At 42.3% G+C, this 13,453-nt stretch carries 13 protein-coding genes; 3 read left to right on the plus strand and 10 right to left on the minus strand.

Features of this window, described 5'->3' with window-relative positions:
* Positions 1-11: 11 nt before the first annotated feature.
* Positions 12-1,190, minus strand: a complete 1,179-nt coding sequence (locus tag FN960_RS06650; protein WP_143847909.1) for an ABC transporter substrate-binding protein — start codon at positions 1,188-1,190, stop codon at positions 12-14.
* Between the two features lie 15 nt (positions 1,191-1,205).
* Positions 1,206-1,979, minus strand: coding sequence for a PHP domain-containing protein (locus FN960_RS06655; protein ID WP_143847910.1), 774 nt, complete (start codon positions 1,977-1,979; stop codon positions 1,206-1,208).
* A gap of 160 nt (positions 1,980-2,139) precedes the next feature.
* Between FN960_RS06655 and FN960_RS06660 the strand changes: the two genes are divergently transcribed.
* Both FN960_RS06660 and FN960_RS06665 read left to right on the plus strand, forming a co-directional pair.
* A complete protein-coding gene (locus FN960_RS06660; RefSeq protein WP_143847911.1) occupies positions 2,140-2,967 on the plus strand; it encodes a MurR/RpiR family transcriptional regulator in 828 nt (275 codons plus the stop codon).
* A 17-nt stretch (positions 2,968-2,984) separates the two neighbouring features.
* Positions 2,985-3,512, plus strand: coding sequence for a GNAT family N-acetyltransferase (locus tag FN960_RS06665; RefSeq protein ID WP_260681949.1), 528 nt, complete (start codon positions 2,985-2,987; stop codon positions 3,510-3,512).
* Between the two features lie 228 nt (positions 3,513-3,740).
* Here the strand turns inward: FN960_RS06665 and FN960_RS06670 are convergent, their stop codons facing one another.
* The 6 genes from FN960_RS06670 to FN960_RS06695 are packed head-to-tail and all read right to left on the minus strand — an operon-like array spanning position 3,741 to position 10,011.
* The gene (locus tag FN960_RS06670) at positions 3,741-4,463 is read right to left on the minus strand and encodes an HAD family hydrolase (protein WP_143847912.1); all 723 of its coding nucleotides are present in this window, start codon (positions 4,461-4,463) and stop codon (positions 3,741-3,743) included.
* A gap of 1 nt (position 4,464) precedes the next feature.
* Entirely contained in the window at positions 4,465-5,886 is a 1,422-nt protein-coding gene (locus tag FN960_RS06675) for a CehA/McbA family metallohydrolase (protein WP_143847913.1), read from the minus strand.
* Between the two features lie 12 nt (positions 5,887-5,898).
* Positions 5,899-7,188, minus strand: coding sequence for an ABC transporter substrate-binding protein (locus FN960_RS06680; RefSeq protein WP_143847914.1), 1,290 nt, complete (start codon positions 7,186-7,188; stop codon positions 5,899-5,901).
* A gap of 27 nt (positions 7,189-7,215) precedes the next feature.
* Positions 7,216-8,061, minus strand: coding sequence for a carbohydrate ABC transporter permease (locus FN960_RS06685; RefSeq protein ID WP_143847915.1), 846 nt, complete (start codon positions 8,059-8,061; stop codon positions 7,216-7,218).
* Positions 8,062-8,074: 13 nt separating this feature from the next.
* Entirely contained in the window at positions 8,075-8,947 is an 873-nt protein-coding gene (locus FN960_RS06690) for a carbohydrate ABC transporter permease (protein WP_143847916.1), read from the minus strand.
* Positions 8,944-10,011, minus strand: coding sequence for an ABC transporter ATP-binding protein (locus tag FN960_RS06695; RefSeq protein ID WP_143847917.1), 1,068 nt, complete (start codon positions 10,009-10,011; stop codon positions 8,944-8,946). The genes FN960_RS06690 and FN960_RS06695 overlap by 4 nt, the downstream gene beginning before the upstream one ends.
* Positions 10,012-10,248: 237 nt before the next feature.
* Between FN960_RS06695 and FN960_RS06700 the strand changes: the two genes are divergently transcribed.
* Positions 10,249-11,019, plus strand: a complete 771-nt coding sequence (locus FN960_RS06700) for a DeoR/GlpR family DNA-binding transcription regulator (RefSeq protein WP_143847918.1) — start codon at positions 10,249-10,251, stop codon at positions 11,017-11,019.
* Between the two features lie 35 nt (positions 11,020-11,054).
* On the opposite strand, the gene FN960_RS06705 is transcribed toward FN960_RS06700, so the two are convergent.
* Both FN960_RS06705 and FN960_RS06710 read right to left on the minus strand, forming a co-directional pair.
* Positions 11,055-12,368: a GntP family permease gene (locus FN960_RS06705; RefSeq protein ID WP_143847919.1), complete on the minus strand. Its 1,314-nt coding sequence runs from the start codon at positions 12,366-12,368 to the stop codon at positions 11,055-11,057.
* A gap of 70 nt (positions 12,369-12,438) precedes the next feature.
* Positions 12,439-13,428 (minus strand): LacI family DNA-binding transcriptional regulator, encoded by a 990-nt coding sequence (locus FN960_RS06710; RefSeq protein ID WP_143847920.1) that lies wholly within the window; start codon positions 13,426-13,428, stop codon positions 12,439-12,441.
* Between the last annotated feature and the right edge of the window lie 25 nt (positions 13,429-13,453).

Consider the following 13,453-nt stretch of genomic DNA (forward strand, 5'->3'; position numbering starts at 1 on the left):
CCCTCCTATTCTTATTGATTCTCTAAGATAAAATTACGGACCTCATTTGTATGGTCATACAGGTATTCACCATCATACGGCCAAAGATCTAACTCATCGCTTGAACGCTGTCCTTCTACAGAAACATCGGTTCTAGTCGACCACGAACCAGGCACGTTATATGGACGGAAGCCTTCTCCTTGTCCGTCAGCCTCCCCAGCCATCCAGCGGATCAACAGTTTTGCTGCTGCCGTATGCTCAGCATTGTTTGCCATATATAAATATGACGTGCCAGCCACGGACATTTTTGGATTTACATCATATAAAAATTCTGCGTGATAGCCTTGCTCCTCAATATGACGAGACTTACTAGATGTTGTGATCCCTACTGGTGGGTTCTCTTGTCCAGGGGTCCCAACCGCTTCTACCACATCATCTCCTGAGCTAAGAAACACAGGATCATTGGCTAATAATTGCTTAATAAATTCATATCCTGCATTATCAGTACCATCTAGCTCAATGTCTGTTCCAAATTTGTCTTTATAAGCAGCTTCCATCTCATCTGTATTTTGAACGATGGTTGTTAATAAATCTAAGGTATCAGAGGAAAGCAACGGATCATCCATTACAATTTTGCTCTGCCACTGATCATCGGTTAAATCCCACCAGTTATTAATTGGTGATTCATCGTAGGCTTCCGTATTCACAAAGATCGTTCGAGTGGAGAAATAAAATGGCAGACCCGGTTCATCTAAGAAAGGCTCGTCTAAGCTTGCTACTAGATCATCCGGAGCATACTTATGGAGCATCCCCTCACTTAAGAGCTCACCGGAAACAATCCCCCCTCCATCTTTTACAAACACTACATCGGCAGTATTTAACCCTGCCTCCTGCTCTCGGGTAACCTTTTCAACGATTTCAATGGTCCCTAAATCAAATGCTTCTACTTGAATACCAGGGTACTCCTTCTCAAAGCTTGCTTTCACATCCTTAATGCGGCTCGATTGGGAGTAAACAACAACCTTTCCTTCTTCTTTTGCTGCCTCATACAACTCCTCAGGGGTTTCATTTGCTTCAAGGTCAGCTTGCTCAAGCCAGGTTGAGTCCTGTGCCGTCGCACTGTTCGAATCATTGCTTCCACAAGCAGAGATTACAAATAATGAAGAGAACACGAGTCCAATTGCTGGCCATTTATAGGTATTTTTTTTCATGGGGAGCACTCCTTTTTATACACTCGTTAGTGAGTGGTTATCTTTATTTTTCTTCCATACTTCCTTCAACATGTCTGCCGCACCAACTCTGGTCTTTAATACAGGGGAAATTCCTACACGGTACGCTCGCTCTTTAATTGCAGCCTTTAATTCCAAAGCCGTCTGACAATCTTGATCAAAATCGTTAAACACAGCACCGAATTGGATAGGCAAATGCGTGTCACTTCCACAGACAACAGGCTTACCCACATTCTCGGCAAATTTAGCAACGTTTATTTGAGTCTGTTCGAATCCTTGACGGAATAGGTCACGGCCGTTTAAGTCAAAGGCATCTAGCTGAGACAGTTGCTCTAGATTGAGCTCAGTTAGAGGGTTACTATCTCTTAAAGGATGGGCTCCGATCTTTAATAATGGATGACCTTTAGCAAGCTTCATTAACTCAGAGAAAGGGATAAAGTGATTTTTTTCAGTGTAATCATCGAGCTTTGAACGAATGTCTTGTATAGAAGTGCGTGGACCAATGAAGAGAATATGGCCCCCTTCCTTTACATCGATCTCTATACCTGTAAATATTTTAAAGCCATCTACATCGTAGTGATCTCCTATGTACGGGTACTTTGCGTCCAGCGTCTGCATCACATCATAAAAGTGGTGCGTGTTAAAATGCTCTGTTAAGGCCGTTGCATTCAGTCCCGCATCACGTGCGTTTTCAATCATTTCCTCAAAATAAGGTAAAGAGAATTCCGTTTGTTTTGTCCATTTGCCATGAGTGTGAAAATCAATTCTCATAATGACCTCCTGTATATAACGTGTACGACCTAAGCATGCACGTGAAGTGTTAAGGAAATATAAATTGATTGTAAAAAAAGCATCATAATTCAAAAATGTATGTTTTTATACATTTATTCCTTGTATACTTTCCTTAAATGAAGGGAAGGGGAGGGTATGATTGATACCTTTTGAGGAGAATGAGCTCACTAAAAACCAGCAACGAGTTGCTAACTACATCTCTAAAAACATTGAAAACATCGCTTTTCTAACAGAAAAGGATATCGCCGATGCATGTTTAGTTAGTAGTGCCTCTGTATCTAGGTTTTGGGAGGCTATTGGCTACAGAAATTTTAAATCGTTTAAACGGAATCTGCGAGAGCAATACACCTCCACTCCAGTAGCAAAAACAGAAAAGACGATGCAAAAGTATGGACAACACCCTTTTTTACCGATGATGGAAGCACACATTCACAACCTAGAAACGACTCTAGCACGATTATCAGAGGACGACTTCAGGACAAGCCTGTCTCTGCTTATCCAGGCTGACACCATCCATTTGTATGGAAACGGAGCCGCTCAATTTATGGTCGACCTCGTGGCGTTTCGTTTAAGACGGTTTGATTGTAAGGTCAACACACTCGCTCCAAGTGGGCATGAAATCTTTGAAAATTTAATTCATATCCATCCCCCAGATGTGTTAGTGGTATTTGGATTTATGAATTTTTCTCCCGAGCTGCAGGTCATTTTTGACATGGCCCAAAGACGGAACATACCGATCGTGTTGATCACAGATCGACTGATTTCTCCCATGAGAAAAAAAGCAGCAGCCATTCTTTATTCGGAAAGAGGCGAAAACAACGAGTTTCACTCTTTAGTATCGACACTGGCTATTGTTGAGGCTTTAGTGCTTGAAGTCGGGCGTGGTAAAGGCGCTACTGCCATTAGCAAGCTAAAAGAATTACAGGAGCTACGTAAGCAATATGCGAGTAAGCTGCCGAAGCAATAAGGGTAGGAGAGGAGATAATGATGAACTATTACAACGATGGAAAGCTAGTCATTCGTCCTTTGATCGAATCTGACATTCCCAAATTGGTTGAAGGATTTGCTGCTCAGAAATGGCAGAAACCACGGGAGCTTTTTGAAGAGTATTACCGTAGACAAAAACGAAACGAACAAAAAATGATTCTGGCTGAAAAAAACGGAGAGGTCGCTGGATACGTCACCCTACTACCAAGTGCTAATCCAGGTCCTTATGCAGCTCAGAACTTTCCAGAGGTTGTTGATTTTAACGTACTCATTAAGTATCAACGGTCTGGTATCGGAACCAAGCTAATGGATGTAGCAGAAGAATTGGCTACCTCCTATAATCGTTATGTGACTCTAGCTGTTGGCTTACATTACGGGTATGGAGCTGTTCAAAAAATGTATGTCAAACGGGGATATATCCCTGATGGCTCAGGGGTTTGGTACAAGGATCAGCAATTGGAGCAATACGCTCCATGTGTAAATGATGATGACTTAATTCTATACTTTATAAAGGCTTTATATTAAAGAGAAACGGACAGGTGTCCGTTTCTCTGTTTTATCGCGGGCGAGGCCGACTTCTGAGTAGAGGTTGCGTTACTCTTAATTTTCTTCGTATTGATTCATACTTCTTAATAAAACTCGGTTCCTCTTGCTAATAAAATCATTCTTCATGGTGTCGCATTACACTTCTTGAAAAAATGGTGCTCTAATCATATTTCTCTCAATCATGTTTACTTAACACATCATGCTATCTCACTTCACCTGATATAGCACCTTTGACCTTAGCTCATGTACATCCTTTATAACATAATCGGTGTAAGAGGAGAGAGTTGAGTAGGTTCCGACACCCGATAGGACACCCACCCCATATAAGCAGTGCTTTGAAAAAGCGAGATCTACATCGGTATCTCCCACGTGAATAACTTGCTCAGGCAATAAATTCATTTCAGAGCAAAATGCTTCCATCGCTTCTTTTTCTGGTTTTTTGTTATAGCGATCAGCCGTACCTACAAAGTCAATATACTTATCAATTCCGAGCTTTGTTAACGTAGCCGCTGTACTATTATAATTGTCTGCGGTCACAATACCAATGCTGTAACCTGATTGTTTCAACTTAGAAAATAAGGACGGTAGATCACCAATAGCCTCGATCCGTTCAAGCTTATGCTCAATGTCTTCATCGTACGCTTGGTTTATTTCTTCGAGTACTTTATTCTCCGGTGCATGTAGGATTTTTGCAAAAGCGGAAGCAAAATCCTTTGTGGTTCCACTAGCTAAATAGCCATGCTCACTTACGCAATTGCCATATAATCCAATGCTGTTTGCTAGCTTTGATATTATGCTTTCGTCGTTAGGGTAACCATTTGCAGTAGCTACCTTTTCTATGACTTGATAGGTAGCCTCAATCCAAACGGATTCAAAACGAATAAGGGTCCCATCCTTGTCAAATACAATTCCTTTTACATTTATACTCATGCTAACCAAGCCTTTCTAAGACATCTCCCCAAGTGTGCAGGGATGGGGTGCGCTCTCCAAAGTAGACTGGATTAGTGAACCCAACCAAGGTTCCATCTTGTTTTCGAATGGTCAGACGTAGCCACGAGTAGGTGTGCTCATCCCATTGAAACTCAAAGGTATCCTTGATTCCCGATGATTCTCTGATCACTTCCCCTTTTTCAACCCATTGAATGACAAGCGGTTCATCCGAATCCAAAGTAACCCTGGCGATACCTACTGCTGTTGTAAGCTGACTTCCAGCCCGTTGCCCTTCTGCGTCAAAATCTATTTGGAGATTCTCTCTTGTAACAAATACATGTCCTTTTTTCACGTTTCGTAATAGCGCCTCTGCGCTATTGGACTCACTCCATACGAAGGTACCAGGGTCGCCAATAAGGGATGGCTGTTCACTTTCAGGGTAGTGATCCTCCGGCCTAAGATGAGAATCGGAGCCTCCGATGCCTGTCAGTCTCCAGCCATCATTCGTTAACAGATCCCACGCTTCTAGCGCATGTTCCGTTGCTTGTGCATTGTCTATATACGTTGGATCATTCCATATTTCAAAGGTGTCAATGAGCTCAAGCGGAGTATCTTTAAACAGCCATTTCCATATGGTTAAAAAGGGATGGTTTATCGAATTTAACGATCCTGCTTCTCTAGACTTATTAAGGATGGCATTCATTCCACCTTCTGTTTCCATGGCAGCCACATCAAAATCTACAAAGGGATACTCCTTTGCGCCTAGAATATTAAAGTGTCCAGCCTTAGCTGTTATTTCGATCCCGGGAATAACTCGGATTTGTTCAGAAGCACACCATGAGGTTGGCACGAGATTATGATCGGTTGCTACGAAAAAGTCCAACCCTTGCGCTTTAGCACTTATTAAATTTTCTTCTCTAGTCATTTGACCGTCTGAGGCAATGGTATGAGTATGGAAATCGCCCTTGTACCATCTTTTTGTTTGTTCAGATGCTTTTGACCACGGAAACTGCTCCAATAAAAATTGGCCATTATCCTTTGTCCACGAGACACCATATTCTGCCTTAGAAGCTTCATTCGTTTCAATTAATTTAATGGTTGCGACCTCAGTATGAGCAATCTCTTTCCCAGCCACCTGTACTTGTAATGTCCAGTCCCCTTTTGGCAACGGACCTGAAATGGTGTTGGGACTAGTGCTTTGACTTGTGTGACTCACCACAACAGGCTGAATGGTTTTGCCACTAACAAATTGAGCTCTTACTTCTTGATTAGCATCAATGATCTGGTACTGCAGCCACACTTCCTGAAGCATATTCACATGAATCATTAAATGGCTAGCGGCTCCCTGCTCCCATTCAAAGGGTATGCTAAACGAAGCTGTATTCTCTGCAGTCATTTTTACTGATATCCATTGATTTAACATGAGTTGACCTCCTTACTCATTGACCTTATCCAACGCAGCCTGAGCCTGCTCTTTTGCCTCTGCCAACGCTTCTTCAGCAGGAATGTTTTCGAGCTCGACCTTATCCGCTGCGATATTTAAGGCATCGATAATTTGATTGCCTGTAGGATCAATAAAAGCAGAAGCACCAATTTGCGCTTGCTCAAATGGAATCATCAAATAGGGATTTTCTTCAGCAAATTCAACATACGACGGGACTTCCATAGCTGATTCACGAACTGGAATGTATCCAATAGTTTGTGCCCAATCTGCAGTCACTTCTGGAGAGGTAAAGTAAGACATCCACTTCCATCCTGCTTCTTTTTCTTCATCAGACAAGTCGTTTGGAATAGCCATGACCAGTCCATCAATCGATGGCTGTGCTGGATTTCCGTTCATCCCGGGTTGGATCGCTGAATCAATGATGTCAAAATCGAGGTTCCCTTTATCCCCAGAAGAGCCTGTGTAACCCGCTACACTTCCATTTATCACATCATCAATCGTTCGATACCAATATTCCCAGCCTTGTCCTCCAGAGTTAATTTTCATTAAGTCGTCCTCGTGAAGAGCTGTACGGATAAACTCCCATGCCTCTACCCATTCTGGACTATCAATTAAGACTTCAGTTCCCTCATCATTAACAATGAGCCCGCCGTTACTCTGAGCTATATCTATGAGATTTGATTCTCCCCACATAGGAGCCCAGCCATATGACGCATCAGTCTCTTCTATAATTTTATTCCCAGCTTCAAGTAGACTTTCCCAAGAAGAAAATGCTTCGTCTGCATCAATATCTGCCTCTTCAAACAAATCCGTCCGATAATACATCACTTGTGTGGTTCCGTAACCTGGTAAGCCGTAATATGTATCATCCAGCATGACATTTTCCATAAATACAGAAAGATAATCCGCTTCTTCAAACGATTCATCGGTATCCATAAACTCATTAAGTGGGGCTAGTATGTCTCGCCCTGCTAAATCGACCATCGTTGAATTCTCTAATAGTGCCACAGCAGGCGCTGTATTAGAAGCGAGTGCCGCTTGGAGATTTTGATAGGTTTCCGAATAGTCAGCTTGAGAAACCCCTTTAAGAACAACCTCATCCTGGGATTCATTAAATTCAACGATGAGCTCCTCCATTTTATTCCCTGCCTCACTACCTAGACCGTACCAAAATTCGATTTCCACGGGGCCATCTGTTGACCCACTTCCTTCTGTAGAGCACGCAAAGAGTCCTGACATTAAAGCCACTCCACCTAATAGCATTCCTAGTTGTTTTTTCATCTTGATTACCTCCTGGTTTTTTGGAATTTATCCTTTTACACCATTATCACTAATGCCTTTAACAAACCATTTCTGCAAAACTATAAACAAGATAATGAGAGGGGCTACGGCGAACACATTGGCAGCCATAATAAGCGGCCACTGGCTAGAAAACGTGCCTTGAGCGGTAAAAAACTGACGAAGCCCTACAGTAATTAAGTATTTTTCTTGGCTTGAAACAATTAAGGAAGGCCATAGATAGTTGTTGTACATCTGGACAAAGCTAATTAAACCCACGGTAAAGATAGATGATTTGGCCATTGGAAACATTATGCGCCATAGAATTTGCCAATCCCCTGCTCCATCTGCCCTTGCTGCCTCAACCATTTCTTTTGGCACTTGCAAGAAGGCTTGTCTAATCATAAAAATACAAAAGACACTGGCCAAATTGGAGATAATAATACCTGATAACGTATCTAATAATCCGAGTCTTGCCAATATCACGTAGCTCGGCACATAGGTTGCAGCTGCCGGCAGCATATAGGAACCGAGAATAGCCATAAACAGCAAATGCTGCCCCCAGAATCTCAGCTGAGTTAATGCATAAGCAAGCATACAGGATAAGATAATTTGGAAAAGCACGATCATTACAGCTGTAAAAATACTGTTCCATATATATAAACCAAAAGGCGCCATCTCCAGGGCTTCAATGAAATTTTGCCATTGTGGACTTTCCGGGAACCATGTAAGCGGGACAGCAAAAATCTCCTCCCCCGTTTTGAGTGCGCTCAATAACATCCATATAAATGGAAAGATCATAACTAAACTAATAATGCTAAGCGTCCCGTATAATAGGGCACGCTTTGGCAGGTGATGCCAAGTGGTTTGCTCCATAATCGGGACCTCCTTAATAATGGACGTACTTTTTAGTTAGGCGAAATTGCAGGGCCGAGATGAGACCCGTAATCGCTACTAGTAGGGTCGCTACAGCCGTTGCCTGACCCATATTAAACTGCTCAAAGGCTAGCTGATAATAATAATATAAGAGAGTACGCGTACTACCGGATGGTCCCCCTTGCGTCATAACTTGGATTTGATCGTATGCCTGTAACGCATCGACGGTAGTAATGATACTAAGAAATAATGTGGTAGGCGATACCATCGGGAGAGTGATGGTTCTAAGCCTCTGCCATGCCGTAGTATCCTCTAAATGACTGACTTCATATAGATCCTTTGGAATACGCTGAAGCGCCTCACTGTAGAAAATCATCGCCCAACCTGCATTTTTCCAAACTGTAACGATAATAATGGCCCATATTGCAAACTGGGAGCTTTGGAGCCATGCTGGCTGTGGTAAATTTAGCCAGCCTAAGAGCTCATTCATTAACCCAAGATCAGGCTCAAATATCCAGGTCCATACGATCGACATCGCTACCATAGGAGTAATCCATGGCGAGAATAAAAAGGCTCGAAAGATCGTGCTTCCCTTCAGCTTACGATTTAGCAGCAAGGCTAGTAAGAGTCCGATTACAAGTGTAGGAATGATCGTCATAATCGTGAATACAAAGGTATTATTTAGTGCCTGATAGAAGGCGCCACTCGTTAAAAGTGTTGTATAGTTATCGAGACCAACCATATTGTAAGAAGGACTAATATAATCCCAGTCTGTCAAACTTAACCATAACGATACGGCCATTGGTACAAACCAGAATACGATTAACGGAATCATTGGAATCCCCACAAATACGAGTAGCTTCACCACGCTTACTGATCGCTTCATAGCTTCAGAGCCTCCTCTGTCACTGGATCAAAGAAGCGGCACTGCTGTTCCTGAAAACATACTCGGATTTGATCGCCTAGTTTTACATTGGTAGCACCAGGTAGCCGTGCGATGATCTTATCTTCACCAGTATTTAAGGTAGCAAATAAATGAATGCCGGTCTGCTCCGTATATTCAACGACCACTTCCAAGCCTTCTGTCTCAACAATCTGTATATGCTCAGGGCGAACACCAACAAGTATTTCGTTTCCTCTAACTTCTTCAGGTATTGCGTTAGTTGTTTTGATTATTTGTGATTGAGAAATCCTAACTCCATAGCTCATCACTTTTCCTACTATTACATTCATTGGCGGAGAGCCTAAAAATCGAGCGACAAAGAGATTAGCTGGATGCGTGTAAACATCCATTGGACTGCCAATTTGTTGTATAAGACCATCTTTTAACACCACAATTCTGCTTGCCATAGTCATCGCCTCTGTCTGATCATGGGTTACATAAATCGTGGTCGTATTAAGTTTTTTATGTAGACGAGTAATTTCTGCTCGCATTTGTACTCGCAATTTAGCATCGAGATTAGATAGTGGTTCATCCATTAATAGGATTTCAGATCCCCGTAAAACCGCTCTTCCTAGAGCTACTCTTTGTTTCTGACCACCCGATAAGGCCTTAGGCTTCCGGTCGAGTAAAGGCGACAAACCTAACAGCTCCGCAACGGAATGTACCTCTTTGATGATCTTCTGCATGGGAACCTTTCGCATTTTTAAACCGTAAGCCAAATTATCAAATACCGTCATATAGGGAAAGAGTGCATAATTTTGAAAAACCATTGCCACACGGCGTTCTTTTGGGCGAGCGCGATTCATATTCCTCCCATCAATTTCAAGCTCTCCGTTTGAGATCTCCTCCAACCCAGCAATCATCCTGAGCGTGGTAGTCTTACCGCAGCCCGATGGACCAACAAATACAATAAATTCCCGCTCTTGAATGCTTAATGAAAAATCCTGAACAACTGGTTTTTGGTTGTCATACGACTTTTCTAAGTTACGAATCACAATTTTCCCCACATAATCCCCCCTTGATACTGTGCATTTAATTGTTTTATTGTGTGATTACAATTTACGATAACATATATTTGTGGTTTTTTGTTGAATATTGTGTTTATTTTTCGTAAATATCATTATTACATGGGTTTTAGATTGGATTTATGTGGACATACATAAACGGTTCAGTTTAAACTGAACAAGAGAATCATCTCGGCTCTTCCTTAGAGATAATATAAAGAAATATGGTGATGAATAAGAATGTTAGCTCATGAAAGATATCGCTTGATCCTTGAAGAATTGGAGCAGCATGACATTGTTAAAGTCGGAGGGTTAACAAAGAAGTGTAATGTCTCAACTGAAACGATTCGTAGAGACTTGGAGCATTTAGAAAAGGAAGGCCTACTAAAGAGAGTTCACGGCGGTGCCATTCCTCTGCCTACAAATATTACTCAGACAAATTTTGTTCTGAGAGAAGAGCAATACCAGCTTGAGAAACAAGCGATCGCTCGGCACGCTATAGAATTTGTTACTGAGGGTCAATGCATCGCTCTAGATGTCAGCACAACCAATACCGAAATTGCCCGAACGCTGGCAAAGAACTTTCAACAGCTTACGATCATTACTAATTCTCTTACCATAGCAGAGGAACTGAAAAACACAGCCTTCACTGTTATTCTTCCTGGAGGAGTTTTGCGTAATTCAGAGCTTTGTATTGTGGGAGATTCGGCTATCCAATTCATCAATGGCTTCCACATCGATTTGTTCTTTATGAGCATTAGCGGTATTTCATTGGAAGAGGGTTTGATGGATTACGGGGTAGGGGAATGTGATGTAAAACGTACCATGTACAAAAATGCAAGACAGGTTTATGTGGTAGCTGATCATAGTAAGTTTAATGTCACCGCCATGCTTCGTATTTGCCCAGCAGATGCTACAAATGGCATTATTACAGACGCTGGTGTAGAAGAAGTAACACTGAAAGAATATGAAGATGCTGGCGTACTTGTCTTCCCAGCAGAACAAAAATAAGAAGCCAAGCGGATATCCCACCTGGCTTCTTCCACTTACATCCCCAACGAAAAGAGAACAATCGCTAACACCAAACCAATAAATGGGACAATCACAGTGACAGCTCCATACGCTGGATACGCATCCTGATATCGCTCTCGACATATTGAAGCAATCGTCGTGACCGTGTATCCTCCGTGTGGCAGTGAATCCAATACACCTGAGGATAGTGCCGCAACCCGGTGTATTTGGTCAGCAGGCACACCCATATCCATGTAATGAGGGGCAATTAGCGGTAAAGCAATCGTTTGTCCGCCGGATGAAGATCCTGTGATCCCTGCTATTAACAGGATTGCAACGGCACTTCCAATCAGAGGGTTCCCAGGTAGATCCGTCATAAAGGCAACCGTCTCAGAAAATGCGTGTGTATTTCTGGCTACACCACCAAAACCCACGACTGCAGCTGTGTTACCAATAGCAATTAACGCACCTGTTGTTCCATCTGTAATGGTTTGACCTAGATGAACAAAGTATTTGTAGTTAAACAGTAAAACCATAATACTTCCACTCAATAAAGCTACAATTAAAGCTGAATGCTCCAATGTATCATGAAACGTAAACGACACAGCTAACACTGTAAGTAGTGGAAGAAAACTAATAACAGGGTGTGGCAGCTTTTTGTTCTCAGCAGTTGGGTCCCCTACCCTTAACACAAAGGTCTCACCCTTCTTAACAGCTCTTTGGATAAACATTCGCAACCACCAATATCCAATAATCATCATGACTACCGCTACAACCAAGCTCACTTCCCAAGCTGCATAGGGGGAGGTATTTAGAATTGGAATTGGAATCCAGTTTTGAATTTCTGGTGAGCCCGCTGAAGTCATTGTAAACGTAACAGACCCAAAACCAAGCGCTGCAGGGATAAAGCGTCGTGGTAGGTTTGCCTCTTTGAATAGGCTGATTGCCATAGGATACACAGCAAATGCAACAACAAAGAGACTGACTCCTCCGTATGTTAATATAGCGCAGGCAATCACAATTGCCAGGGGTGCATTCTTTAAGCCGATCCGCCTAACAATCCACTGAGCCACACTATCTGCTGCTCCACTGTCCCCCATCAGTTTGCCAAAAACTGCTCCAATTAAGAACATAAAAAACCACGTGGCTACAAACCCTGAGAAGCCTTCCATGTAACTACCGAGAAAAGATGGCTCTCCTTCTTGAACAAGCTGAGGAAAAACTCCTAAATCACTTGTAATGGCTACAATGAATGCAGCGATTGGAGCTGAAATTAATAAATTCATTCCTTTTATAGTTAAGTAAATAAGTAAGGCAAGACCAAAAATTAATCCAATGAAACTAAGCAAATCGATCCCTCATTCCCACGCTAGGAAGCGCTTTCCTGATAGGGATAGGAGGATCGCTTGCCAGTTCCTCCTACCCTACTGTTTTTCGTTCTATTAACTGCCCATCAAATGACAGGCGAGCAGGCTCGATTTGATTACCCTCAATCTCCTTAACAAGTAGTTCAACAGCAGCATTAACCATCTGGTCCATTGGCTGACTCCATGTTGTTAGCTCATACGCTGGCCAAGAAGCCATGGAAACATTGTCAAACCCTATAACCGACACATCTTCAGGGACTTTTAATCCTTTTTGTCTAATTGCATCCATTGCACCAAAAGCCATAATATCATTGCCACAAATGATCACTTGAGGACATCCGCCTTCAAGAAGGTCCATTGTTGCCTGAAAGCCACCTTCGTAGGTGTAATTCCCTTGTTTCTCATGTGTGATCGTGGCTGACAGGGTTTGAATACAATCCTTCAACCCCTTCAAGCGATCCATCGCTGTTGAGGTTTCCATTGGTCCTGAGATAATAGCCAGATCTTCATATCCTCGCCCTGTTAAATAGGATCCAATTTCAAAACCCGCCTGATAATTGTTACAGCATACAGAATTAGTTGAAGGCGTATCTATATATCGATTAAACAAAACTACCGGTACTTCTGAAGTTAAGAAAGGCTGCAGAGCATCTGAAGTTGGAGTTGCATCCGTAATGATGACGCCATCTACCTTATAATCTAAAAGGCGATGCAGTTCATCTTCATTCACTTCTTCATTTTTGGCACTAATGAATATTAGGTGATAGCCCTCTTTAGACAGCTTCTGAGAGAAACGCTCTAGCACCTCTGGATAGAATGGATTTTTAATATCCCTCATAATGATGCCAATCATATTCGTTTTTTGGGTAATCAAACCTCGTGCAATGGCATTCGGACGATATCCTAGCTCATTAGCAGCAGCCATTACGCGTTCATAATTCTCTTTTGACACGTTTGCACCCGATCCAAATACTCTGGAAACGGAGGACTGTGAAACGCCAGCAAGCTTTGCGACATCTATTGCGGTTACATACTTCTTCATATGACCCTCTCCTATCTTCCGACAA

The sequence above is a fragment of the Alkalicoccobacillus porphyridii genome, assembly GCF_007293315.1.
In the GTDB taxonomy this organism is placed as follows: domain Bacteria; phylum Bacillota; class Bacilli; order Bacillales; family Bacillaceae_D; genus Alkalicoccobacillus; species Alkalicoccobacillus porphyridii.

Coding starts and splice junctions, on each gene's coding strand:
- FN960_RS06650 (WP_143847909.1), bottom strand. CDS start 1,190: ATGAAAAAAAATACCTATAAATGGCCAGCAATTGGACTCGTGTTCTCT.
- FN960_RS06655 (WP_143847910.1), bottom strand. CDS start 1,979: ATGAGAATTGATTTTCACACTCATGGCAAATGGACAAAACAAACGGAA.
- FN960_RS06665 (WP_260681949.1), top strand. CDS start 2,985: ATGATGAACTATTACAACGATGGAAAGCTAGTCATTCGTCCTTTGATC.
- FN960_RS06670 (WP_143847912.1), bottom strand. CDS start 4,463: ATGAGTATAAATGTAAAAGGAATTGTATTTGACAAGGATGGGACCCTT.
- FN960_RS06675 (WP_143847913.1), bottom strand. CDS start 5,886: ATGTTAAATCAATGGATATCAGTAAAAATGACTGCAGAGAATACAGCT.
- FN960_RS06680 (WP_143847914.1), bottom strand. CDS start 7,188: ATGAAAAAACAACTAGGAATGCTATTAGGTGGAGTGGCTTTAATGTCA.
- FN960_RS06685 (WP_143847915.1), bottom strand. CDS start 8,061: ATGGAGCAAACCACTTGGCATCACCTGCCAAAGCGTGCCCTATTATAC.
- FN960_RS06690 (WP_143847916.1), bottom strand. CDS start 8,947: ATGAAGCGATCAGTAAGCGTGGTGAAGCTACTCGTATTTGTGGGGATT.
- FN960_RS06700 (WP_143847918.1), top strand. CDS start 10,249: ATGTTAGCTCATGAAAGATATCGCTTGATCCTTGAAGAATTGGAGCAG.
- FN960_RS06710 (WP_143847920.1), bottom strand. CDS start 13,428: ATGAAGAAGTATGTAACCGCAATAGATGTCGCAAAGCTTGCTGGCGTT.